Raw genomic sequence first — 22,858 nt, forward strand, 5'->3', positions numbered from 1 at the left:
GTTTAACCTTTGAGCCACATCGACAATTTATTGCGTAATGTGGCTTGCTTAATAGGTTTTGTAATGTAATCGTTCATGCCAACACTTAAACACTTTTCTCTGTCGCCAGCCATAGCACTGGCTGTCATCGCAATGATGATCACATCCTGATAAACATCGCCTGCTTTACCTTGTCTGATTTCCTTTGTGCAGTCATAACCATTTAAGTTGGGCATTTGACAGTCCATTAAAATTAAATCGAATACTGTCTTACTATTTTTCAAAAGTTCTAATGCTTCAAAGCCATCATTGGCTGATTCAATAGTCACATTGCTGTCGCGAAGGATGGCTTTACTCACTTCAATATTAATTAAATTATCATCAACAATAAGAATATGTTTATCGCTCAAATCAATTCTAACTTGCTCTTTATCTGTGCTTTTAACATGCTCAACAAACTGCTGACTATTATTCAATAATAGCGCTAATCGATAGCTTAATTCATCAGGTGTAATGGGCTTTGCAATCACCATTACATTAGCTGGTAAGTCATATTTTTTGGCAAGTGACGACATGACCCCTAAGATAAGTGCATGTTTTTGCAGATGATTTCTCGCCCAATTCAACACTAGCTCGAATAAGGGATGTTTGTGCTCAACAATCACTAAATCAAGTAACTTAAGTTCAGCCTCTGTTACGTTATTTAACCTAAGTAGCTGTTTGGGTGCAGGCTCTGATAGCACAGTAAGTTGTTTTTCAAGGTTGGTTGCCAATTTATCGTACTGCACCGCGATACCCATCCGTTTTTCAGGTAATGCTGCAATAACACTGTGTTGTATGGATATGTCTGAAGGTGCGACACAAACACTTGCGATAAAACAGCTGCCCTTACCTTTTTCGCTTTCTACTATGATATCACCGCCCATAAGTTGCGATAACTTGCGACTGATTGACAAACCAAGGCCGCTTCCACCGTAATGACGCGTTGTACTCGAGTCTTCTTGGGTAAACACCTCAAAAAGCTTATCTTGATTCTCTTTTGAAATTCCAATCCCAGTATCACACACCGAAAAATTCAACATTAGCTTATTTTTCTCAACAGACAGCTGTGTAACTTTCAGGCTAACATGCCCTTGGTGGGTAAATTTAAAGGCGTTACTTAACAGGTTATTTAAGATTTGTTTTAGTCGATGACTGTCACCCATAACCGTTCTTCGTGTAATGCCACTGCAATCAAAAAGTACTTCAATGCCTTTTTTCTGTCCTTGCACTGCCATCGATGTCACTAAATCACTGCACACAGATACCACATCAAATTCGTGACAGTCTAAATCGAGTTTGCCTGCCTCGATTTTAGAAAAATCAAGAATATCATTTATCAGCGTCATTAAAGAATTAGCGCTACTATTCGCGTAATGTAAATATTTTTTTTGCTGTGGGGTAAGCAGTTCTTCTTCAAGCATTTCTAGCATACCGAGTACACCATTCATCGGGGTCCGAATTTCATGGGAAATATTGGCAACAAACTGACTTTTAGCTTTACTTGCCGCTAATGCTTTTTCGGTTGCTTCTTCAAGCTCGGCTGTGCGCATCTTTACTTTTTCTTCCAGTGAACCATTGAGCTTTTCAAGCTGATGTTGAGCACATTTCAGCGAATCAATATTGCGTAATATTGCCGCTATTTGAAATTCTTGATTAGCCGCATCAAAAATAGGAGCCATGGTAATCGAAAAGTAGTGGGTATTTTCATCGGCAATATGTATCGCTTCGAATGAGCACCGTTTTCCTTCTTTAAGTGCTTGAGCAATGCCCTGAAAATCTTCGTCATTGTAGTTAAATAATTCATCAAATTGGGTGTGTTGCTCTTCAATACCAAAAAACTCTTTCGCTGTTTTATTCGCATTATCGATAACACCGTTTGCTTTTATCATAATAATGGCATCGGATGAGCTTTCGATTATTTTGCTATTCTTCTCCTTAAGAAAGCTTAGCTCGAGTTTACGATTAATATCTCGCTGGTAAATAATGAACAAGATAACGACTACTACAATGATCAAACAGAGCATGGCTATAAATCTATAGCGCTTTTGCTTTATTTCATACAGTAAGTTTTCAGTATCAATTGCCACTGCTATCGTTAACGGCTCCATTTGAATACCATTTTGAAACGCTATCTCCTCTTTCAAAAAAAGCCTGTCAGGTAAGTTCACCACGTCAAAGAGATCAACGTGCGCCATATCATGATTACTATTAAATTCTTCGTACCAAAAATGCGCATCGCCTTTTTCAAAACTAAAACGGTATGCTTCATTTGGATGATAGATAAATTGTTGTTTTGCATTTAAAAGAAAAACATTAAATTTTCGCGGGGTTCCTTCTATTAAACCTTGAATTAAATCGTCTGCATAATAGTTAATGATTAACACCGCGAAAGGGTCACCATTGGCATCTTTAATCAGCTTAGAGACTCGGTACGTGCTTACATAAGGCACTTGAAGTGCACCGTTTTCACGATTGTAATTAATAGGCGAAACATAAATATGGCCATTGGTTAATTGACGGGTGATTTGCATGTAATCACGCTGACCTTTGTGCTGCAAATTTTGCTCAGCAATACGGCTGACTTTGCCGTTTATGTTGTCTACACGTACAACCTCTTTGCCGTTATCAGCGACATATATGTAGCGTGCTTGCGCTAAATCTTTGTCGGTTGCCATAAACCCGCTAAATATTTTAGCTAAGCGGTCTTTCCAGGCTGAAATGGGCGTGCCTAACACAGGGTCGATATTGTTTTCATTTGTGGCCCGCATAATCGCCATGATCGGCGGGGTTGCATCAAGGAAGTTTAAAGCTGAAATATTCTCTCTTAATGTCGTAGTAAAGGTCGACTTTTTTGCTGAAAGCTCTCGCTGCATTTGCTCATAAGTTCGTTTGTAGACATCTTCACGCGTATCAATTTCATATTTTACGGTTGCTAAGCACGCCAATATGACAAGGACAATAAATGCAAATATAGGTAACTTGTGTAGCACTATTAAACGCGATAATTTTTCAAAATCCATTGAACAAAAAGCCTTATTTACCACCTTGTAAATAGTATAGGAGAATTTCATGATAAAGACGGGGTAAAGATAAAAAATTATAATTAATTATGACTACTACAGCAGTGTTCACTAGAAACGAAAAAAGCACCAAAATGGTGCTTTTAATCGTATAAATAACTGACTTATTGACTATCTAAATAGCACATCTTCTTTATTAAACCACTTAACGCAGAAAGCCAATAACGCCCCCGCCACAATAACGGTGGCTAAGAAAATGAGCCCAACGAGGGTGTAATCAACAGTGCCTTTAATAATCTCTTTAATCGCTAAGGCAACATTCGTTACCGGAATAAACGCCGTTTTGCTGGTGAGCTCTACGTTAGGCATTAGCGCAATCATAATCGGGAAAATAACCCCAATACTCAGCGGTGCCATGTAGTTTTGTGCTTCTTTAAAGGTACGTGCGTAAATAGAAATCGCGAGCGCAAGCGATGAAAAAATGGCCGCAATTGGAACGAGTAATATAAAAATCAATCCCAAATCAAACACAGTTAATGAGCTAAATGCTGTTTTAACAACGGCTAAATCAACAAATGCGATAGCAACAGACACCCAAATTCCCATACTGAGTACCGTAATCGTCGTTGTTGCGATAGATGAAGCGAGTAATGTAATAAATTTACCAAGAACCAGCTGCGTTCGCGTGATTGGCGTAAGTAAAAGAGTTTCAAGCGTACCGCGCTCTTTTTCTCCCGCACCTAAATCAATCGCTGGGTAGGTTGCGCCCATTAAAACAAGTGGGATCAATAAATAAGGAATAAACCCGCCAATTTTTTCACCCAGATTTTCACGTTTATCAGCCGTATCCACTTTCACGACTTTTATAGGCTCGATAATCGCAGCCTGTTGCTGCTCTGATACTCCAAAACTTAACAGCTTAGTAGTACGCAGTTTATCGCCATACTCTTTGGCAAGTTCTTTTACACGGTCAAACAAAAAGTTAATCGCTTTTGCATCGTTATACACGACTTGCCATTCACTCTGTTTGGCATTATCTAACGTTTGTTTGGCATCTGAGGGTAAGTATATCCCCATGTCAATCGTGCCAGCTTTAACTGCATTTGTTAAATCTTCAACTGAATTGAACGTTTCTTCGCCTTTATACTGTGAAAAGCTTTTATGATAAAAAACTTTGTCTGTAAACTCTTGTGCGTATTGACCATTAATAATGGCGTAGGTATGCACTTCTTGCTCAGCCTCTAATGCAGCTTGCGAGCTTATAAAGGCCATAATTGCAAATAACAATGGAAAAATAGCAACAGGTAGCGCAACCACAAATATGAGTGTTTTACGGTCGCGTAATAGCTCTTTTAATTCCTTTTTAAATACTTCAAACATCACGACTCTCCGTTAAAATATTCATAAACGCTTGGTTCAGCACGTCACTTTGTCCTGTTTGTTTAAATTCATCTAACGTGCCATCAAAGCAGCTAAGTCCTTGATTAATAACTGCGACACGGTCACATAACAAGGCTACTTCATCTAAATGATGCGTTGAAAATATAACCGGCGTACCCTGCTCTTTCAGGCCTTTAATAAAGTTAATAACGGTTTGTGTGGTCATAATATCTAGGCCAGTGGTTGGCTCGTCAAGTATGACGACGTCTGGCCGGTGGATCACTGCACGCGCTATATTGGCTTTTTGTTTCATACCTGTAGAAAGGTTTTCGGCGCGTTTATCTATAAAACTGTGCATATCTAGTAAAGTAAACAATTCGTCACAACGTGATGCAATCAGTTTTTTATTCATACCATGCAGGCGTGCAAAGTATTCTACATTTTCTTTGACGGTTAATCGCCCATACAACCCAGTGCTGCCTGATAAAAAGCCAATTGATTTTCGTCCAATCAATGGCTTTTTAACAATATCGTGACCAGAGATAGTAATGCTGCCCTCATCGGGTTTCAATGCGGTAGAAATCATTCTAAGTGTCGTTGTTTTACCCGCACCATTTGGACCAAGCAAACCCAATACTTCACCTTTATCGCAGTGAAAACTGACATCTCTTACAGAGTGAAAAAATTGCTTATCTTCACGGGGATCGATTTTATCCGTGTTGTTTTTTTTATGATCTTTCGTCAGCTTAAATTTCTTTTTAAGCCCTGCTACTTCAATCATGTTCGTTTCCTTCGTTTCGGTCTAAAGTAATCTGTATTACTGTAAAATTCTGGATTTTCATTGTCGGTCCACCACCTTGGCACACCTAACAAAGGGAGTGGCGATAAGTTTTTATTATCGCGCAAACAATCATCAAACTTAATCATCTCATAAAGGCGTTGATCTAGATATGCATATTGACTGCTTAAATCTTTACAAAATATGTCATCAGGAACAACGATAAACAACGCCTTGCCTGTCAAACCTATATAAGGTTGAGTGAGCATTTCATAATTTGCATGACCAAACATATAAGGACGAATAGTGCGCCCCCATTCTTCGCGCTTATCAACAAATGCATGTTCCCATTGATGATCACGCAATTGTTGCTGCCATTGCGTGTGTGTAATTGCAAGCACAACACCACATTCATCAAACAATGTTAGGGCGTTTCGGTGTTTACTTCGCTCTTTTAGACCATGTAGTTTAATTTCTTCAATATGTTGATGGTTTATCAGTGACTTTGTTTTTGGAAACAAACACCAAATAAACCCACCAAAGAGATCGTGCCAATTCTGTTGCCGCGTCGGCACGTGGCCCGTTTCGAATATAATTTGTTCATAGTAACGGCTTTCATCAGCAAACTGCTCGTCTTCAACAAAGCGAATAGCTTGGCCTTGTGACGTTGTGGCATTTAAAAATTGTGAAAACCATTGGCAACTCGGCCAATCAGTCAATTCATGAATTTTGAATAAATCGGCTAAGTCGGCAAATGCGCCGGTGGTTAAATACTGTGTTGACCACTGCTCTGGCGGTGTAAATCGTTTCATGGGCTATTACATTTAACTTCTTGAAGCTTTACGCTAGTTTACCGTAAAAACTGGTTCTCATTAATAGAACCTCATATACTATTGCCATCTTAAAACAAAAAAAGAGCTATTATGAAACGCTATTTTCCAATGACAGTACTCGCAAGCGCTATTCTTGCGGGCTGTGCTTCAACAAGTATTACTTCTGATGATGTAGAAAAAGCCTATCAAAGCATTAATTCAGCACAATTAGCTGAGCATATTAAAGTGCTTGCTTCAGATGAGTTTGGTGGTCGTGCACCTTCATCAAAAGGTGAAGAATTAACCCTTGCTTACCTAACAGAGCAATTCAAAGCGCTTGGTTACCAACCAGGTAATGGTGATAGCTTCTTACAAGAAGTGCCTCTGGTATCTCTTGAAGCCGACCCTAACATGGTCCTTACTATCGGTGGTAAAGATTATGAGTATAAAAAAGACATGGTCATGGGCAGTAGCCGTATCAGCGCACAACAAAGCATTAAAGATTCTGAACTCGTGTTTGTTGGTTACGGTGTTAACGCCCCTGAATATAACTGGAATGACTACGAAGGTTTAGACGTTGAAGGTAAAACAGTGGTTATGCTGGTCAACGATCCTGGTTTTGCTACAAAAGATCCGGCGCTATTTACCGGCGATGCGATGACCTATTATGGTCGTTGGACGTATAAATATGAAGAAGCGAGCCGCCAAGGTGCCGCAGGTGCAATTATTATTCACGAAACCGCTCCGGCTTCTTATCCTTGGTCTGTGGTTGAAAACTCATGGAGTGGCGAACAGTTTGGTTTTCAAAAAGAAAACAACAATATGGACCGTGTTGCGGTTGAAGGTTGGGTAACGACAGATGTCGCTAAAGAGCTTTTCACAAAAGCAGGCTTAGACTTCGATACCATGAAAGCCAACGCAGCAAAAGGTGCATACCATGTTGATATGGGCGATTTAACCGCGAGCGTAACTGTAAATAATACGATTAAAAAGTCAATTTCATATAACTTCATTGCGACTTTGCCTGGTAGCGAAAAACCAGACGAGCATGTTATATACTCAGCTCACTGGGATCACTTAGGCACTGATAAAACCCGTAAAGGTGATCAGATTTATAACGGTGCACACGATAATGCGACAGGCACTGCGGGTTTAATTGAGGTTGCTGAAGCATTTACAAGTTTACCGAAGCACCCTAGTCGCTCAATGACCTTTTTAGCTGTTACCGCTGAAGAGCAAGGCTTACTTGGCTCTAAGTATTACGCTGCTAACCCCGTTATTCCTGCTAAAAATACTGTTGCTAACATTAATATGGATAGCTTGAACTTGCTCGGTAAAGTAAAAGATATCAGTGTTGTTGGTATTGGTAAGTCAGAAATGGATACGTTATTAGAAACGGCAGCTAAGGCACAAGATAGAACTGTTTCGGGCGATCCTAAACCTTCATCAGGTGGCTACTACCGCTCAGATCATTTTGCATTTGCAAACATGGGCGTGCCTGCAATGTATGCAGGCGGTGGAAGTGTTGCTTTTGATGAAGAAACGGCCACTTACCGCAAGCGCATGAGTTTAGTGCTTCGTGGTTGTTATCATCAACCTTGCGATCGTTACCGTGATGAATGGGATCTTTCGGGCGCAGTTCAAGACCTTCAGTTATTCTATCAAGTTGGTTTTGATATCTCTGAGCGTGAAGAATGGCCTAAATGGAATGAAAGCTCAGAATTCCAACGCAAATAGATGCAAATGATATTGATTTTCATTTAAAGTAATAATACAGTGTAATCTGATTAATTTTTAGGTTGCACTGTATGATTTTATTAACACAATCGAGATTCTTTTCTCAAAAAGCGAGGTGTTATATTACGGACAATAAGCGCTTATTCTTGCCCCTTTTAATTCTTATTGCCCTTGTTGTACCAGCAACTCGCGGGTTTACCTTACAAGCATTAAGCGATGCTTTTTTTCAGGTTTCTGTTTTCGTAGCCGCAACCCTATTAATCTATTACTATTTAATTGATCGCCTTCCCCAACTGCAATTAAGCTATTTACGCGCAAGATCTGGTTTTTTAGAGGTGAGCTTTGCCTCTATATTGGGCGCATTACCCGGTTGTGGCGGAGCAATCATTGTTGTCACTCAATTTACTAAACGACAAGCAAGCTTTGGCTCTGTGGTTGCGGTATTAACAGCCACAATGGGTGATGCTGCATTTTTACTACTCGCAACCCGCCCACTTGATGGCCTTATTATGATGCTTTTAGGCGTGTGTGTGGGCATCATCAGCGGACAAATCGTTAACCTTTTTCATAGTCGGCACCGCTTTCAGCCTTCACAGCCAAGCGACTATATTGAAGAGCCACAATGTCAGCCAAAAGCAATCCAATTTAGCCGACCTATTTGGAAGTTTTCACTGATCCCAAGTGTGATCATCGCTTTTTTAATTGCTATGAATGTTGAGCAAACACTTTTTAGCCAACCTATTATCGATATCATCAGTGTGTTTGGATCGATAATGGCCTTATTTGTGGTTGTTATCTGGGCGTTGTCGTCAAAAGGTCAAAATTACAAACAAATTACCAGCGAAGAAGCGCCCTGCACCCCACCTTCAAAGTTAACGAAAGTCTTGATGGATACACACTTCGTTACTGCCTGGGTTGTCGCTTCGTTTATGGTATTTGAGATTTTTGTTAATGTGGTGGGTGTTGACCTGACTGGTTGGTTTTCTGACTATGCCTATTTAGCCCCCTTGATAGCTGTTGCCATAGGACTGCTTCCGGGTTGCGGACCACAAATTGTGGTTATGACTCTTTATATTCAAGGCATTATTCCGTTTAGCGCGATGGCTGCAAACGCAATCTCTAATGATGGTGATGCCCTGTTCCCTGCAATAGCGCTGGCTCCACGAGCCGCAGTGGTCGCCACTGTTTATTCGTCTATCCCAGCCTTGATTGTTGGTTACGGTTTATATTTTTACGGTCTTTAGTGTAGAGATTAAACGCACAAAGCCCTATGAAAACAGGGCATTGTGTGACGAGCGCTATTTAGGACATGGGCCGTACTGATTGTGTTCTTTTTCTGAGTCTAAAACACAGAACACAATAACGATAAGCACACCAACAACAGGTAATAAATACAAAAGCTGCCACCAACCTGACCGGCCAGTATCATGAAGACGTCTGGTGGTTGCACTTAATGATGGTATAAAAAGCGCTAATGCATAAATACTGCTAATAATCTCTTCGCCTAGTAAGCTATCAATTAAGCCGCAAAGCATCGCAAATAGCAGGTAAAAGAGGATAAACATCCAATATGACTGACGACGTATGCGCCCAGTAAAGTCGGCATATCTATTCAACGCTTCTTTAAAGTGCTCCATTTAATTCCTTATAAGATATCGTTATTTATACACATTCACTTAAACATCATACATAAAAAAACCAGCCGAAGCTGGTTTTTTAATAACGAATAAATTAGCTCATTGCCATCATCATTTTTGCGGGATCTTCTAAGTAAGATTTCCACAAATTATTGAATCGAGCAATAGTACCGCCATCGATAACACGGTGGTCACCAGACCAGCTCACTTGCATTATAGCTGCCGATACCACATGACCATTTTCATCAAAGCGCGGTAGATGCTGTAATTTACCTAATGCGACAATTGCCACCTCAGGCTTATTGATGATCGGGGTTGCAATTGTGCCACCAATCGCACCAATATTAGAAATACTGATTGTTCCACCCTTTAAGTCATCAGGTGATACACGACCATCACGAGCGGCTTCTGTTAAACGAGTAACTTCGTTTGCAACATCAACAATGCTCTTCGACTGGCATGATTTAATATTAGGCACTAATAAACCAATCTTCGAATCTACTGCCATACCAATATTATGATCATCAAAGTACGTCAACTCCGTACACTCATCGTTTACTTGCGAGTTAAGCACTGGGAACTGCTTAATTGCAAGCGACAACGCTTTGATAAAAAATGGCATCATAGTGAGCTTAACGCCCTGCTGTTTATACTGCTCTTTTAAATCAGTACGCAGTGCAATAAGTTTTGTTAAATCGATTTCGTCACAGAATGTAAAATGAGGAATTGTCGATACTGACGCAACCATTTGCTTAGCCATCGCTGCTTTAATGCCTTTAATTGGCTCAACACGGCTTGTGCCTGTCGCTACCACAGGTGTTGATTGTGATGTTGCTGACGAAACAGTTTCAGTGCGTGCTTGGCTTTGACCCTCATTTAAGAAGTCTTCAATATCCTGCTTATAAATACGGCCATTTTTACCCGAACCTGGCACTTGCGTTAAATCAACATCTAGCTCACGGGCTTTACGACGCACTGCCGGTGATGCAACTGCTTTTTTGTTAAGCTGTTTATTTGCAGCAGGCGTTGCTGGTTTTTCTGAAGGTTTATTGGCCGCGTTAGTTTGCGCTTTAACAACCGCTGAGCTGACATCAGGCTCGGCAGTATGACCTTCGATACTCATTTGGAATAACGGGCTGTGTACCGCAGCAATATCGCCTTTTTGATAGTAAAGCTTTTCGACTTTACCCGTGTATTTAGCCGGAATTTGAACCAAAGCTTTGTCTGTCATCACATCACAAACAGCTTGATCTTCTACTATTTCATCACCTTCGCTGACTAACCACTCAACGATTTCGCATTCAACAATACCTTCACCAATGTCTGGCAAGATAAAGTCTTCTAAATGCGAGCCTGAGGTTGCAGTTTGCGGTGTTGGCTGTGCAGCGGTATCGTCTGCTGCTTCAACTGTTTGGCTTGGCGTTTCACCATCAACATCCATTGCAAATAAAGGAGCATGCACTTTTGCAATATCACCTTTTGCGTAATATAACTTGCTGATCACACCATCGTGCACTGCAGGAATTTGTACAAGTGCTTTGTCGGTCATTACGTCACAAATAGGCTGATCTTCTTTTACCGTATCACCCTCTGCAACTAACCACTCAACGATTTCACACTCTACGATGCCTTCGCCGATATCTGGTAAGATAAAATCTTTAGACATACTGACTCCTAAAACTCAACTGATTGCTTAATCGCAGCAAGCACTTTGTGCGCATCTGGCACATATTCTTTTTCAAGGGCGAGTGGGTACGGCGTATCTAAACCACACACACGCGCAATTGGCGACTCTAAGTGTAAGAAACACTCTTGTTGAATAGTCGCAACAATCTCGGCCCCAAAACCATTGGTAATTGGCGCTTCGTGGCTAACAATTAGGCGCCCTGTTTTAGTAACAGATTTAGCAATTGTTTCAACGTCCCAAGGTAAAATTGTACGTAAGTCAATAACTTCACAACTAATACCCTGTTCAGCTGCTTTTTTGGCTGCGTCTTCAATGATTTCCATCTGCGCACCCCAAGCAAGTAAGGTAACGTCAGTACCTTCTTGAACAACTTCGGCTTTACCAAGCTCAATGCTGTAATCTTCTTCAGGCACTTCACCGGTTGATGCACGGTATAAACGCTTAGGCTCAAAGAAAAGAACCGGGTTGTTGTCCTTGATTGATGCACGTAATAAACCTTTAGCTTGATAAGGGTTACGTGGCACAACCAATTTTAAACCTGGGGTATGTGCAAAATAAGCTTCAGGCGATTGTGAATGATATAAACCACCTGCAATCCCGCCACCATACGGCGTGCGAATTGTTAAATTACCCACGTTAAATTCATTACCACTGCGGTAACGGAATTTAGCTGATTCATTCACAATTTGGTCAAATGCAGGGAAAATATAATCAGCAAATTGAATTTCTGCTAATGCAGGCGCACCGAATGCAGCAAGGCCATTGGCAAAACCTAAAATACCTTGCTCAGTCAAAGGTGTATTAAATACACGATGCTTACCGTATTTCTCTTGTAAGCCTGAGGTTGCACGGAATACACCACCAAAATAGCCAACATCTTCACCAAAAATACAGGCATTTGGGTGCTCTGCCATGGTGATATCAAGGGCAGAATTAATTGCATGAAGCATGTTCATTTTAGCCATTACTTTAATCTCCCTGCAGTCGTTGGATAAGCATCAGGATGCTGCAAAATGTGTTGTTTTAATTCTTCGTATTGTTTTTGCAGTGATGGAATTGGCGTATCGTATACATCAGAGATAAGTTCTTCTAACGCTGGTTTCGCCACTTTTTCTGCACGTTTAAGTGCCGCTAAAATTTCTTCACGAATAGTTTCTTTATCTTTCGCATCTTGGGCTTCATCTAACCACCCCTGCTTAAGTAACCACTTGCGAAAACGCTCAATTGGGCAACCTTGATGTTTGGCTTCTTCGTCTTTACTGCGGTAACCGCTTGGATCATCACTCGTAGAGTGTGCACCTAGTCGATAAGCAATCGACTCAATCAGTACCGGCTCACCATGGGTTGTAACGATTTCACGTGCTTTCTTAGTCGCAGCATAGACAGCAAGTGCATCTGCACCGTCAACTCGAATAGTTTTAATGCCATAACCAACACCGCGTGATGCAATACCGTCACCTTTAAATTGCTCATCTGCAGGCGTTGAAATCGCATAGCCATTGTTACGTGAAAAAAAGATAACAGGCGCTTTATGAACCGCAGCCATATTCAAACCGGCATGGAAATCACCTTCTGAGGCAGCACCTTCACCAAAATAACAAATAGTGATGTTATCAATCGTGCTGTTTAAATCACCCGTTTCTGCATCAATGTGACGTACTTTTTGACCGTATGCGTAACCCGTAGCCTGCGGGATTTGTGTCCCTAGCGGCGACGATATAGTCATATAGTTAAGTTCGCGAGAGCCATAATGGATTGGCATTTGGCGACCTTTACCTAAGTCTTTCTCATTCGAGAACATCTGATTCATAAATTGGTCTAGGCTAAAACCACGATAACGTAATGCTGCTTGTTCGCGGTACTGCGCCATAATCATGTCATTTTGATCAAGCGCTGCAGCCGAGGCAGTCACCGCCGCTTCTTCGCCTAAACATTGCATATAAAAACTAACACGACCTTGACGCTGTGCCGCTTGCATACGCTCATCAAGCGCACGAATGAATCGCATTGTCTCATAAAGACGAATTGCGGTGTCTTTGTCGATATCAGGTGCTGTTGCACCTTCATAGATGTCGCCTTCCTCATTAAGAATGCTTAATGTAGGGATTTTTAATGCGTGACCATCAATAAATGACAGTTCATGATTAATATTCAGCGATACGTTATTTGGATTACTCATAACCTACCTTCTTTCGTTGTCAGATACATACGCAACTGCCCTTATTTGAATTTTTATCAGCAAAAGCTGTAAGGATAAAGTTTGCGTAATTTTCAATCTATTTAAATTAAACTGCCGACACTTTACGTTAACGTAAGTTGTTATTCAACTAATCATAGACGAATAGTCGATAAATCGCTAAACATGCATGGAAAGTTAACTATACAACAATAAATTTTATTTAATATCATATAGTTAACTGTATTTTGGTGGGTGTAAATGCAACTATTTTAAATAAAGTTGCTATCAACTTGCATTGGAATAACCGTCAATAATGCACGCTGACCTAAGGCTACATCAGCATTTGGGAAGATTATAGCTTCACCCTCAACCTCAGCCACATACCTGGTCTGACCATCAGTTGCTAATAATTCACCTTTCGCGAAGCCCGTAAAATTTTCTACATCATCTGCGAATGGAAAACTAAAGTCTTCGCACGTTCGGTTTATTGTTCTATAAACTGAAAAAAGCTCAAAATCAGATGCATTAAACTCACCATATTCAACACTTTCTTGACTAATTAATGCAATTAAAGTTTCTTTGGTTTTCGCAAAGCGTGACATATCATTCTCACCAAACGCTTTAACTTGACCGAGCTCAACGGTAAATGAGTCAGCGCCATGGACAAATGACGAGTAGTAGCTAAAGGTTGTCGCTGCCGACTTCATCATTAATACGGTGTTTACCCCACAGCTTAATAAAAACTGCAATTGAGATTTTTTCCACGGTTTTCCATGTAAGTAGGGATACACAGCAAATTTTTCATTTTTTGAACCACGAATAGCAGTATGCAAATCATAATGACAACGTGCGCTACCTTCGCTGCCACGACTGAAAAAGTCACTGACAACATCTTCTAATTGTTTTGCGCGCACACGCTCAGGGTTTGAAGCAATGCCCTCTTGGGTATGATGACCATTGAATAAACGATTTAAGTTTTCTTCAACAAATCGCTTACCGATATTTATTGATTTTGGGTTACCAAAAATAAACAGCACGCGTTGTTTTAAGGTCATCTCTTCTTTAATTATTGCACTAATTAACTGATCGCAAATTTCAATCGGCGCTGTTTCATTACCGTGTATCGCACTTGATAACACAATATCTTTATTGCTTACTGTTGCAGGCTGAAACTCGATAATCCCCGTGTCATGGACAGTCACATTTGTCCCGTTAGTTAACGTGAATGATGAATAAGGTAATGAAAATTCGTTTTCACGAGTTAAGCTTAGAAAATCACCCGACGCTTTAAGCGCATCCAGGTAAGTAGCTGATGAGTAGCTCATGGTCTGATCCTAATATTACGTGAGAGTTGAATACAAAAACGGCTGATTAAATCAGCCGTTATAATAAAAAAGAAAGATAAATTAGCGGATAACAGAATCAACTAATTTTTTGGCTTCTTTTTCTAGTAATGCGAGGTGTTCTTCACCTTTGAATGATTCAAGGTAAATTTTATAAATATCTTCCGTACCTGAAGGTCGCGCAGCAAACCAACCATTTTCAGTTACGACTTTTAAACCACCTATCGCCGCGTTGTTACCCGGTGCATGGGTCAGCTTTTGAATGATTTCATCACCTGCAAGTGTATTGGCTTTCACATCATCAGCTGATAACGCTTTTAGGCGCGATTTTTGTTCAGCATTCGCAGGCGCATCGATACGCTTATAAATCGGCGCACCAAACTCTTGTTCAAGCTCTTTGTAAAGCGCTGAAGGTGTTTTGCCTGTTACCGCTAAGATCTCAGCAGCTAGTAAGCCAAGAATAAAACCGTCTTTGTCTGTATTCCACACGGTACCATCAAAGCGTAAGAATGAGGCACCTGCACTTTCTTCGCCACCAAAGGCTAAAGCGCCACTACTCAACCCTTCAACAAACCATTTAAAGCCAACAGGCACTTCTTTTACTTTACGGTTGTTGCGCGCAACGACCTTATCAATCATGCCGCTTGAAACAAGCGTTTTGCCAATTGCCACATCTGCAGACCAATCGCGGTGATTTAATAAATAATCAATCGCAACGGCAAGGAAATGGTTCGGATTCATTAAACCATCCGGTGTCACAATACCGTGACGGTCGTAATCTGGGTCATTACCAATACTGATATCGTAATCGTCTTTCAGGGCAATTAAATTCGCCATGGCGTAAGGTGACGAGCAATCCATACGAATTTTACCGTCTTTATCAAGCGGCATAAATGCAAAACGTGGATCGACTGACTTATTTACGACCGTTAGGTCTAAATTGTATTTTTCGGCAATCACTGGCCAAAAGTTAATACCTGAACCCCCTAGTGGGTCGATACCAATTTTAATTTTAGCGTCACTGATGGCTTTCAAGTTAATGATATTCTCTAAATCATTAACGTACGGCGTGATCAAGTCTTGATATTTAATAAAGCCTGAGCGAGACGCTTTTGCAAAAGGAAATAACTCCACCTCAACAAGGTCTTCTAATAAGAGTTGATTTGCTCTGTCTTCAATCCATTTGGTAACGTCTGTATCTGCTGGGCCACCATTTGGCGGGTTATACTTAAAACCACCATCTTCGGGTGGATTATGAGAAGGTGTAACAACAATCCCGTCAGCTAACTCATTTTGGTTCACTTTATTATGTGACACTACCGCGTGGCTAATTACCGGCGTTGGTGTGTATTCATCATTCTCTTGCGTAATCACTTGTACTTCATTAGCAACAAGGACTTCGATTGCAGAGTTAAATGCCGCTTCACTTAATGCGTGTGTATCTTTACCTAAGAAAAGTGGTCCAAAAATATCGTTTTCTTTACGAAAATCACAAATAGCCTGGGTGATCGCTAAAATATGCGACTCATTAAACTTTACATCGTACGAGCAACCACGATGGCCAGACGTACCAAAGGCAACGCAATGCTCTGGATTTTGTTCTAGATCTGGTTCATTTAAATAGTAGGCTGAAACCAGCTTTGGTACATTGACTAAGCTTTCTTGAGGTGCAGTTTTACCTGCATCTGGATGAATCGCCATAATATTTCCTTATTGATTATAAGTAATCACGAATCTTTTCTGCTTCATCAGCCGTGTAACCAAGGCACAAGGCGACTTCATGAAGCATCATTTTTTTACGCGTAGTATTAGAGTTTGTCATCACCCAGTATTCTGTATCAGTGATGTTTTTCGGGTTCATACTGCTGCCACTTTCAAGTAACGCTTCTTTACTTGTGGCAAAATAAACGCGGTCACGTCCTTTAATTTCAAGCACGTTAACAAAATCGTCTTTATGTGTTCTGTACAAAGCAGCCAAAATAAATAAGAAACGGCCGACAACGCCTTTTTGCATCGCTAGCTCTTCTTTATTAAGCACATTGAATACATTACCTTTAGCGTATGTCGTTGCTGTGACAGCTGGTTGGCTTTTTGATTCAGGCGCTGCTGATTCTGTGTGTTGTTCCGTGTCTTCTTCTGATTCAACAACGCTGATTTCTTGTTCAGTGTTTGTCGTCGTTGAATGACTGGTCGTTAAAGTGCCATCAGAAAGGTTTAATAAACGACGCAAAATGGTTGATGCACTTTCACCAATACTTTGCGTATTACTCGCGATGTATTGATATAACTCGTCGTCTATGTCGATTTTTTTCATGTTATTCCTGTCTTTACGGGTCACATTTTAAAAGTTCGCAATGATTATACCTAAGCTCGCAGCAATTCTCTATGTTTTGCAATTTGTTATTTCACTAGGCAAAATAGCGCCACTTAAAATAGGAGCTAAAAATGCTATTAAATTACCAGCAAAGCGGCCAAGGTTCGCATGTTGTTTTGATCCACGGATTATTTGGTTCGCTAGAAAACTTAAATGTCATCGCGAAAGCACTGTCAGAAAATTACACAGTGACCAATATCGATTTGCGTAATCATGGTAAATCATTCCACAGTGATAGCATGAACTATACTGTAATGGCTGCCGATGTTTTAGAGTTACTGAACCATTTAAATATCAATAAAGCACATATTGTTGGCCATTCAATGGGCGGTAAAGTGGCTATGCAATTAGCACTTAGCTACCCAGAACGCGTTGAAAAACTAGTGGTTATGGATATTTCGCCAGTGGCTAACAAACCTCGCCATAGCGCTATTTTCAAAGGTTTGAACGATGTTGCTAATTCTGCCGTTACAGATAGAAAAGCAGCCGACGAAATACTTGCCAAACAGATTCCCGAGCTTGGCGTACGCCAATTCTTATTAAAAAGTTTTGCCAAAAATGAACAAGGCCAGTATCAGTGGCGGTTTAACTTAGCTGTTTTAGACCAACAATATGAAAATATTTTAGCACAACTTGATGAAAATGATTCTTGTTTATGTGATACTTTATTCATTAAAGGGAATGATTCAGACTATATTTTAGCTGAACATCGCCCTGTTATTATGGCGTTATTTCCAAATTCAAAGGCAAAAATAATTCATGGTGCGGGTCATTGGCTTCATGCTCAAAAACCGCTTGCTGTAAATAAAGCAATCAGTGATTTTTTAGCCTCGAATTAACGTCGATAAAATTCACTGTTTTTGATCGTACGCACTAAATTAATACGATTTTGTGTGGTATAGTACGCGCCGTTTAATTTGAAGGTTTATACGTTGATGGTCAGTCAGTTAATTAACGAATTTGATACCTTAGGGTTGTATTTTGGCTTAGCCGGCATTTTCTTTTTTATTGGTATGGCAATTCAAGACGTACTAAAGAAAGGTGACGTGCCCCGATTTGGCCGATACATCGTTTGGTTAGTGCTATTTTTAGGCTGCTCTGGTTTTATAGCAAAAGGACTTATTCAAGTCTTCTGGCAAGGCGCAGGTGTAGGCTAGGCATGGCAAAGTCAGAAACAGATAGAACAACACCCGATTTATTTGAATACGAAAAGCGTCCTGGTAGACCAAAAACAAACCCCCTACCACGTGACATGCAGTTGAAAGTCAACAAACGTAATCAAATAAAACGAGACAAAGCACGTGGTTTAAAGCGTGTAGAATTTAAGGTTTCATCACAGTTATATCAAGCACTAAGCGATATGGCCGATGCGCAGAATATTAGCCGTAGCGCGTTGATTGAAACAATTTTACAAGAAAGATTGGCTATTGATAGATAGAAGGTTTTAAATCCATGTCAAGCGTAGGTATTTTTTTCGGAAGCGATACAGGCAATACTGAACACGTAGCAAAAATGATTCAGAAAGAATTAGGTAAAAAGCTCGTTGCTGTTCACGATATTGCAAAAAGTTCTAAAGAAGAGATTGCTGAATTCGATTTATTGTTATTCGGTATCCCCACTTGGTATTATGGCGAAGCGCAATGTGACTGGGATGATTTTTTCCCTGAGTTAGAAGAAGTAGACTTCGATGGTAAACTTGTTGCTATTTTTGGTTGCGGTGACCAAGAAGACTATGCTGAGTATTTCTTAGATGCGATGGGCATGATCAACGATATCGTTACTGAACGTGGTGCTATAGTTGTGGGTCACTGGCCTACTGAAGGTTACGACTTCGAAGCCTCAAAAGCGGTCATTGATGATAATCACTTTGTAGGCCTAGGCATTGATGAAGACCGTCAGCCAGAACTTACTGAAAAGCGTGTTAAAGAGTGGTGTGCTCAAGTTTATGAAGAAATGTGTTTAGCAGAACTTGCTGATTAATAACAAGTACTACTCGCATTTACTAGCTGATGTAAAGATGCACAACCAGTTCATTTTTGTTTAAAAAATCGGCAATTAAACGAATTGTTCTTTGCACTTAGTAACTAGGCACGTTATTCTAATATTTGCTAATGTGTCGTGTGCATCTTTATGATGCCTAGTATAAATAAATAAAATTGAGACAGATTTAATGACTGATCACAACTTGGAATTAAAAAAAGCAGGGTTAAAAGTAACACTGCCGCGTATTAAAATTTTAGAGATTCTACAATCTCCAGACAACCAACACATCAGCGCTGAAGATGTCTATAAAATTCTGTTAGACATTGGCGAAGAGATTGGTCTTGCAACTGTCTACCGTGTTTTAAACCAATTCGACGATGCAGGTATTGTGTCTCGTCATCATTTTGAAGGTGGCAAGTCAGTTTTTGAATTATCGGGTAGTACTCACCACGATCACTTAGTGTGTTTAAAATGTGGTAAAGTTGTTGAGTTCGAAGATGATACGATTGAACGTCGCCAAGAAGAAATCGCAAAAGAGAACGGTATTAAACTAACAAACCACTCTCTTTACCTTTATGGTGAATGCGAAGACACTGCTAAGTGCAAAGAGTTCGCTGAATCAAATAGTTAAAATTTGATTTAGACATAAAAAAACCTGCATTAAGCAGGTTTTTTTATGCCTGTAGAAATTAATTAGATAATTTCTAGTAACTCAACATCAAAGATTAATGTTGAGAAAGGTGCGATTGCAGCACCTGCGCCACGCTCACCATAGGCAAGTTCGTGTGGTACGTATAAACGCCATTTTGAACCAGTACCCATCATTTGTACCGCTTCAGTCCAACCTTTGATAACACCGCTTACTGGGAATTCAGCAGGTTGACCACGCTCATAAGAGCTGTCAAAAACAGTACCGTTAATTAATGTACCGTGGTAATGAGCACGAATTGTAGACTCAGCAGTTGGCTTTTCACCCTCACCCGCTGTTAATACTTCGTACTGTAAGCCTGATTCAGTTACCGTAATTTCTGGACGTTTTGCATTTTCTTCTAAGAACGCAACACCTTCAGCAGCAAGTACTTTAGCTTCTTCTTCACGACGAGCTTGGATTTCTGCATTGATTTTTTCGAAAGCAGCTTGAATTGCAGGGATCTCAACTTGGAAATCACTTCCTGCGTATGCGTCTTTCATACCTTCAAAAACTGAGTTTAGGTTTAAACCTTCAAAAGGGTTAGCTTTAAGTTGCTCACCCATTTGTAAACCAATACCGTAGCTTGCTTTTTCAGCGTCTGTTGTAAAAATATCTGACATGTTTAAATTCACGTTTATTAGTTAAAAGATGCATTTATACTAACATAAAAAAACAACGAATAATGCTTAGTTTACTGCGTTTGCTCAGTGTTTAAACTAATTCGCTGCTTTATTTTTTCAATGACAAAGGTTGACGTTGGTAAACTTAAGATCATTGCGACAATAAAATAAACATCCATCAATCCTGCTTTACCGAGTATAACAAGTGGCACAATTAACAAGCCAACTGATGCGATATACAGTGCAGCTATAATAGGCCAATGCTTATCATATTTTCCAATTAAGTGACCAACCAGCACATTAAAACCGATGCCATAAGCAATCGATGTGAGTAAACCATGCTCTGGCTTTGCATCATGTGCCATAGCAACTAGAACATTCACGCCGCTATGATAAAAATAAGAAAAAACACTCCAAAGCAGAATATGTTTTATAAGGTGTTTAAAAGTAGACGAAGACTCGCTTGTTGACATGACTTATCTCCAGATAGCAAAAAACCGCCCTGTAGGCGGTTTTTTAAAAATAATGGTGGAGAGATAGGGATTTGAACCCTAGAGGGGCTACAAACCCCTGCCGGTTTTCAAGACCGGTGCATTCGACCACTCTGCCATCTCTCCGTACGGCGCGCATAATAGTGCTTACAGCTTTCATTGTAAAGACTTAACTGTAAAAAAGCCTAAAAAATTTAAATCAATAATATTGCTTTGGTCTGCGGGCAATCCATGAACAAATTAAACAGACGAATAAACTGATTAGTGCAAAGCCGAGTGTTTGAACAATAATGTCTATTTTATTCATGTTGTGATTTGGCACAATCACCAGTAAAAAGGCCGGTAGACTGCTAAACGTTAAAACATAACAACAGACTTTAAACGCACGCCCAAAATCAAAACGTTTTGTACTGTGCATCCACCAGGTAAGTAGAAACAAAACACCGACCGCTGATAAACCTAAAAACTGAGGTGCTTTTGTCGAGAGTGCAACAAACAAAGTGATCACTGCACCAACAATGCCCCAAAGAGACCAAGCGAACCAATTTTCTTTTTCACGTAAAAATAAGTTTCCCATTTTTCTCGTCTTCTTTATCGTTATTTTTCTAAGACTATCCATACGTTAACAAAAAACAACCGATTAAAAAACATACTGAAGAAGAATAATTAAGTTTTTGCATCCAAGCGCTTCTTACAGCAAAGCCACAACTTGAAAAAAAGTAACATAAGCAAGCTTAATCAGGTATGACTCTTGTGATGCTAAAAAGTTCCCTTAACTTACAGTTTCTCAAAAAAAGTGTCTGGTTTATGACGAATGGGCTTTTTAATATCTACCTCAGGTGTGCCTATATACAAGTAGCCGACAATTTCATCCTCTGCTTTGCAACCAAGCGCGTGTTTAACAGCTGGACTTTGCGCAAAGTAGCCTGTGCGCCAAATGCCACCTAATCCCTGAGCGAATGCAGCTTGTTGCATTGCTAACACAGCGCACCCAGCACTTTGCACCTGCTCTATGCGCGGTACTTTGGGGTTTTCTTTTACATCGGCAATTGCGATTATCACCATAGGTGCTCTGAGGGGGAGCTCTTTTGCCCGCTCAATTACACGGTCATCTTGCTGCTCTTCGATAGCGGCTTGGTGATAGATCTCACCTAATTTATGGCGTGCTTCGCCTTCCACCACGATAAAACGCCACGGCGCAATACAACCATGATCGGGGACTTTAATCGCAGCGCGCTGAATAATTGAAAGCTGTTCTTCTGTTGGACCCGGTGAAATTAAACGTGGATCTGACTGTCGTGTTTGTAAAAGCGTTAAAGCGTCCATTATTATTCCGTAAATTCTTAAATACGATGCCCGTTAATACGGGCAATAAAATGTAAGCTTATCATTTAACTTCATTATCAATAAAGCGATTACGGTACTTTCTGCTAAACCAGTAATCGAGACTGACATAGCGTCCCCCGCCTGTAAAAAATAGGCTTAACAGCATCGCAAAATAAATAACAGAAAACTCCATTCCGTTATTTAAAATCACAGGGCGCCCTGTTTCATATAAATAATCAGTAAAACCGTGGGTTTCTAATAAGTCGCGCATTTTTGTTAAGCGCTCAGCTGCCGCTGAGGAGTTGTCTAGGCTTGCTTGTGCACCTGGTATTTGTAGCCAGCTTAATACTCTTGCAGGACTGGTACTGGCATCTGTAGGCGTGACAGCAAACCAGCCATTATCACCGTGTACGCTAGTCGCAGCCACACACATCGTAATCATTAATGGAATAGCTGTAAGACGTGTAAACAGCCCCAAAAATAGCAGTATACCGCCAAGAAACTCGGCCCATGCGGCCAAAAATGCCAGTAGTGCAGGCATCGGTAAACCTAACCCCCATTCTTTGTTACCAAACCATGTAACGATGTCATCAGATGCAAGAAAATATTGGTAAAAATGCGAGACATCTCCGCTCAACGCTAACTTGTTAAACCCAGCGATTATCATCACCGGCGCTAAGATTAAGCGAAAAATTAAAGCGGGTATCCCCTGTAAACACTGCAGACGTTTGAAGATTGTTTGATAGGTATGTGTAATGTGCATAGCGGTCTCATGACTA

23 protein-coding genes and 1 tRNA gene are annotated in these 22,858 nt (G+C 40.3%); 7 read left to right on the forward strand and 17 right to left on the reverse strand.

Annotation, left to right across the window (positions count from 1 at the left end):
* Nucleotides 1–2: 2 nt before the first annotated feature.
* From ACSSVW_RS03635 to ACSSVW_RS03650, 4 genes are all read right to left on the reverse strand, one after another.
* Complete coding sequence (locus ACSSVW_RS03635; RefSeq protein WP_454178874.1) at nt 3–3,041, reverse strand: ATP-binding protein; 3,039 nt, start codon at nt 3,039–3,041, stop codon at nt 3–5.
* Nucleotides 3,042–3,212: 171 nt separating this feature from the next.
* Nucleotides 3,213–4,421: an ABC transporter permease gene (locus ACSSVW_RS03640; protein ID WP_065979954.1), complete on the reverse strand. Its 1,209-nt coding sequence runs from the start codon at nt 4,419–4,421 to the stop codon at nt 3,213–3,215.
* Nucleotides 4,414–5,202: an ABC transporter ATP-binding protein gene (locus ACSSVW_RS03645; RefSeq protein ID WP_454178875.1), complete on the reverse strand. Its 789-nt coding sequence runs from the start codon at nt 5,200–5,202 to the stop codon at nt 4,414–4,416. The genes ACSSVW_RS03640 and ACSSVW_RS03645 overlap by 8 nt, the downstream gene beginning before the upstream one ends.
* A complete protein-coding gene (locus tag ACSSVW_RS03650) occupies nt 5,199–6,011 on the reverse strand; it encodes a DUF3025 domain-containing protein (RefSeq protein ID WP_454178876.1) in 813 nt (270 codons plus the stop codon). The genes ACSSVW_RS03645 and ACSSVW_RS03650 overlap by 4 nt, the downstream gene beginning before the upstream one ends.
* Nucleotides 6,012–6,122: 111 nt before the next feature.
* On the opposite strand from ACSSVW_RS03650, the gene ACSSVW_RS03655 reads away from it, so the two are divergent.
* On the forward strand, nt 6,123–7,748 hold the full coding sequence (locus ACSSVW_RS03655) for a M28 family metallopeptidase (protein ID WP_036968276.1): 1,626 nt from the start codon (nt 6,123–6,125) through the stop codon (nt 7,746–7,748).
* Nucleotides 7,749–7,819: 71 nt separating this feature from the next.
* On the forward strand, nt 7,820–8,992 hold the full coding sequence (locus ACSSVW_RS03660) for a putative manganese transporter (protein ID WP_180310849.1): 1,173 nt from the start codon (nt 7,820–7,822) through the stop codon (nt 8,990–8,992).
* Between the two features lie 54 nt (nt 8,993–9,046).
* On the opposite strand, the gene ACSSVW_RS03665 is transcribed toward ACSSVW_RS03660, so the two are convergent.
* From ACSSVW_RS03665 to seqA, 7 genes are all read right to left on the reverse strand, one after another.
* Nucleotides 9,047–9,385: a DUF805 domain-containing protein gene (locus ACSSVW_RS03665; RefSeq protein ID WP_065979958.1), complete on the reverse strand. Its 339-nt coding sequence runs from the start codon at nt 9,383–9,385 to the stop codon at nt 9,047–9,049.
* 94 nt (nt 9,386–9,479) lie between these two features.
* A complete protein-coding gene (locus ACSSVW_RS03670; RefSeq protein ID WP_454178877.1) occupies nt 9,480–11,051 on the reverse strand; it encodes a dihydrolipoyllysine-residue acetyltransferase in 1,572 nt (523 codons plus the stop codon).
* An 8-nt stretch (nt 11,052–11,059) separates the two neighbouring features.
* Nucleotides 11,060–12,037, reverse strand: coding sequence for an alpha-ketoacid dehydrogenase subunit beta (locus ACSSVW_RS03675; RefSeq protein WP_036968262.1), 978 nt, complete (start codon nt 12,035–12,037; stop codon nt 11,060–11,062).
* Complete coding sequence (locus ACSSVW_RS03680) at nt 12,037–13,251, reverse strand: thiamine pyrophosphate-dependent dehydrogenase E1 component subunit alpha (protein ID WP_454178878.1); 1,215 nt, start codon at nt 13,249–13,251, stop codon at nt 12,037–12,039. Before ACSSVW_RS03680 ends, ACSSVW_RS03675 begins: the two co-directional genes overlap by 1 nt.
* Before the next feature lie 269 nt (nt 13,252–13,520).
* On the reverse strand, nt 13,521–14,576 hold the full coding sequence (astE, locus tag ACSSVW_RS03685; protein ID WP_036968256.1) for a succinylglutamate desuccinylase: 1,056 nt from the start codon (nt 14,574–14,576) through the stop codon (nt 13,521–13,523).
* 81 nt (nt 14,577–14,657) lie between these two features.
* Nucleotides 14,658–16,295, reverse strand: coding sequence for a phosphoglucomutase (alpha-D-glucose-1,6-bisphosphate-dependent) (gene pgm / locus ACSSVW_RS03690; protein ID WP_036968253.1), 1,638 nt, complete (start codon nt 16,293–16,295; stop codon nt 14,658–14,660).
* Between the two features lie 16 nt (nt 16,296–16,311).
* Nucleotides 16,312–16,908: a replication initiation negative regulator SeqA gene (gene seqA, locus ACSSVW_RS03695; protein WP_036968250.1), complete on the reverse strand. Its 597-nt coding sequence runs from the start codon at nt 16,906–16,908 to the stop codon at nt 16,312–16,314.
* 131 nt (nt 16,909–17,039) lie between these two features.
* Here seqA and ACSSVW_RS03700 point away from each other — a divergent pair, with 131 nt between their 5' ends.
* The 5 genes from ACSSVW_RS03700 to fur all read left to right on the forward strand — a co-directional run bounded on the left by ACSSVW_RS03700 (nt 17,040) and on the right by fur (nt 19,582).
* Nucleotides 17,040–17,807 (forward strand): alpha/beta fold hydrolase, encoded by a 768-nt coding sequence (locus ACSSVW_RS03700; RefSeq protein ID WP_036968246.1) that lies wholly within the window; start codon nt 17,040–17,042, stop codon nt 17,805–17,807.
* Between the two features lie 96 nt (nt 17,808–17,903).
* Nucleotides 17,904–18,125 carry a DUF2788 domain-containing protein gene (locus ACSSVW_RS03705; RefSeq protein WP_036968243.1) on the forward strand — a complete coding sequence of 74 codons (222 nt, stop codon included), beginning with the start codon at nt 17,904–17,906 and terminating at the stop codon, nt 18,123–18,125.
* 2 nt (nt 18,126–18,127) lie between these two features.
* Nucleotides 18,128–18,406: a LexA regulated protein gene (ybfE, locus tag ACSSVW_RS03710; protein ID WP_004586673.1), complete on the forward strand. Its 279-nt coding sequence runs from the start codon at nt 18,128–18,130 to the stop codon at nt 18,404–18,406.
* Between the two features lie 14 nt (nt 18,407–18,420).
* Nucleotides 18,421–18,948 carry a flavodoxin FldA gene (fldA, locus tag ACSSVW_RS03715; RefSeq protein WP_036968238.1) on the forward strand — a complete coding sequence of 176 codons (528 nt, stop codon included), beginning with the start codon at nt 18,421–18,423 and terminating at the stop codon, nt 18,946–18,948.
* 190 nt (nt 18,949–19,138) lie between these two features.
* A complete protein-coding gene (gene fur / locus ACSSVW_RS03720) occupies nt 19,139–19,582 on the forward strand; it encodes a ferric iron uptake transcriptional regulator (protein ID WP_036968236.1) in 444 nt (147 codons plus the stop codon).
* Nucleotides 19,583–19,644: 62 nt separating this feature from the next.
* On the opposite strand, the gene ACSSVW_RS03725 is transcribed toward fur, so the two are convergent.
* The 6 genes from ACSSVW_RS03725 to ACSSVW_RS03750 all read right to left on the reverse strand — a co-directional run bounded on the left by ACSSVW_RS03725 (nt 19,645) and on the right by ACSSVW_RS03750 (nt 22,842).
* Nucleotides 19,645–20,262, reverse strand: a complete 618-nt coding sequence (locus tag ACSSVW_RS03725; RefSeq protein WP_036968233.1) for an FKBP-type peptidyl-prolyl cis-trans isomerase — start codon at nt 20,260–20,262, stop codon at nt 19,645–19,647.
* A 71-nt stretch (nt 20,263–20,333) separates the two neighbouring features.
* The gene (locus ACSSVW_RS03730; RefSeq protein WP_454178879.1) at nt 20,334–20,735 is read right to left on the reverse strand and encodes a hypothetical protein; all 402 of its coding nucleotides are present in this window, start codon (nt 20,733–20,735) and stop codon (nt 20,334–20,336) included.
* A gap of 53 nt (nt 20,736–20,788) precedes the next feature.
* Nucleotides 20,789–20,879: transfer RNA gene (locus tag ACSSVW_RS03735), tRNA-Ser, on the reverse strand.
* Nucleotides 20,880–20,952: 73 nt separating this feature from the next.
* A complete protein-coding gene (locus ACSSVW_RS03740; protein WP_036968230.1) occupies nt 20,953–21,330 on the reverse strand; it encodes a hypothetical protein in 378 nt (125 codons plus the stop codon).
* Nucleotides 21,331–21,530: 200 nt separating this feature from the next.
* Complete coding sequence (locus ACSSVW_RS03745; protein WP_074989591.1) at nt 21,531–22,079, reverse strand: NAD(P)H nitroreductase; 549 nt, start codon at nt 22,077–22,079, stop codon at nt 21,531–21,533.
* A gap of 61 nt (nt 22,080–22,140) precedes the next feature.
* Nucleotides 22,141–22,842, reverse strand: a complete 702-nt coding sequence (locus tag ACSSVW_RS03750; protein WP_417699831.1) for an HvfX family Cu-binding RiPP maturation protein — start codon at nt 22,840–22,842, stop codon at nt 22,141–22,143.
* Nucleotides 22,843–22,858: the final 16 nt, after the last annotated feature.

The sequence above is a fragment of the Pseudoalteromonas sp. MBR-15 genome, from assembly GCF_053628915.1.

Excerpts from the sequence above, each read along its gene's own strand:
- ACSSVW_RS03635 (WP_454178874.1), bottom strand. The coding sequence starts at position 3,041 with ATGGATTTTGAAAAATTATCGCGTTTAATAGTGCTACACAAGTTACCT.
- ACSSVW_RS03640 (WP_065979954.1), bottom strand. The coding sequence starts at position 4,421 with ATGTTTGAAGTATTTAAAAAGGAATTAAAAGAGCTATTACGCGACCGT.
- ACSSVW_RS03645 (WP_454178875.1), bottom strand. The coding sequence starts at position 5,202 with ATGATTGAAGTAGCAGGGCTTAAAAAGAAATTTAAGCTGACGAAAGAT.
- ACSSVW_RS03650 (WP_454178876.1), bottom strand. The coding sequence starts at position 6,011 with ATGAAACGATTTACACCGCCAGAGCAGTGGTCAACACAGTATTTAACC.
- ACSSVW_RS03655 (WP_036968276.1), top strand. The coding sequence starts at position 6,123 with ATGAAACGCTATTTTCCAATGACAGTACTCGCAAGCGCTATTCTTGCG.
- ACSSVW_RS03660 (WP_180310849.1), top strand. The coding sequence starts at position 7,820 with ATGATTTTATTAACACAATCGAGATTCTTTTCTCAAAAAGCGAGGTGT.
- ACSSVW_RS03665 (WP_065979958.1), bottom strand. The coding sequence starts at position 9,385 with ATGGAGCACTTTAAAGAAGCGTTGAATAGATATGCCGACTTTACTGGG.
- ACSSVW_RS03670 (WP_454178877.1), bottom strand. The coding sequence starts at position 11,051 with ATGTCTAAAGATTTTATCTTACCAGATATCGGCGAAGGCATCGTAGAG.
- ACSSVW_RS03675 (WP_036968262.1), bottom strand. The coding sequence starts at position 12,037 with ATGGCTAAAATGAACATGCTTCATGCAATTAATTCTGCCCTTGATATC.
- ACSSVW_RS03680 (WP_454178878.1), bottom strand. The coding sequence starts at position 13,251 with ATGAGTAATCCAAATAACGTATCGCTGAATATTAATCATGAACTGTCA.
- astE (WP_036968256.1), bottom strand. The coding sequence starts at position 14,576 with ATGAGCTACTCATCAGCTACTTACCTGGATGCGCTTAAAGCGTCGGGT.
- pgm (WP_036968253.1), bottom strand. The coding sequence starts at position 16,295 with ATGGCGATTCATCCAGATGCAGGTAAAACTGCACCTCAAGAAAGCTTA.
- seqA (WP_036968250.1), bottom strand. The coding sequence starts at position 16,908 with ATGAAAAAAATCGACATAGACGACGAGTTATATCAATACATCGCGAGT.
- ACSSVW_RS03700 (WP_036968246.1), top strand. The coding sequence starts at position 17,040 with ATGCTATTAAATTACCAGCAAAGCGGCCAAGGTTCGCATGTTGTTTTG.
- ACSSVW_RS03705 (WP_036968243.1), top strand. The coding sequence starts at position 17,904 with ATGGTCAGTCAGTTAATTAACGAATTTGATACCTTAGGGTTGTATTTT.
- ybfE (WP_004586673.1), top strand. The coding sequence starts at position 18,128 with ATGGCAAAGTCAGAAACAGATAGAACAACACCCGATTTATTTGAATAC.
- fldA (WP_036968238.1), top strand. The coding sequence starts at position 18,421 with ATGTCAAGCGTAGGTATTTTTTTCGGAAGCGATACAGGCAATACTGAA.
- fur (WP_036968236.1), top strand. The coding sequence starts at position 19,139 with ATGACTGATCACAACTTGGAATTAAAAAAAGCAGGGTTAAAAGTAACA.
- ACSSVW_RS03725 (WP_036968233.1), bottom strand. The coding sequence starts at position 20,262 with ATGTCAGATATTTTTACAACAGACGCTGAAAAAGCAAGCTACGGTATT.
- ACSSVW_RS03730 (WP_454178879.1), bottom strand. The coding sequence starts at position 20,735 with ATGTCAACAAGCGAGTCTTCGTCTACTTTTAAACACCTTATAAAACAT.
- ACSSVW_RS03740 (WP_036968230.1), bottom strand. The coding sequence starts at position 21,330 with ATGGGAAACTTATTTTTACGTGAAAAAGAAAATTGGTTCGCTTGGTCT.
- ACSSVW_RS03745 (WP_074989591.1), bottom strand. The coding sequence starts at position 22,079 with ATGGACGCTTTAACGCTTTTACAAACACGACAGTCAGATCCACGTTTA.
- ACSSVW_RS03750 (WP_417699831.1), bottom strand. The coding sequence starts at position 22,842 with ATGCACATTACACATACCTATCAAACAATCTTCAAACGTCTGCAGTGT.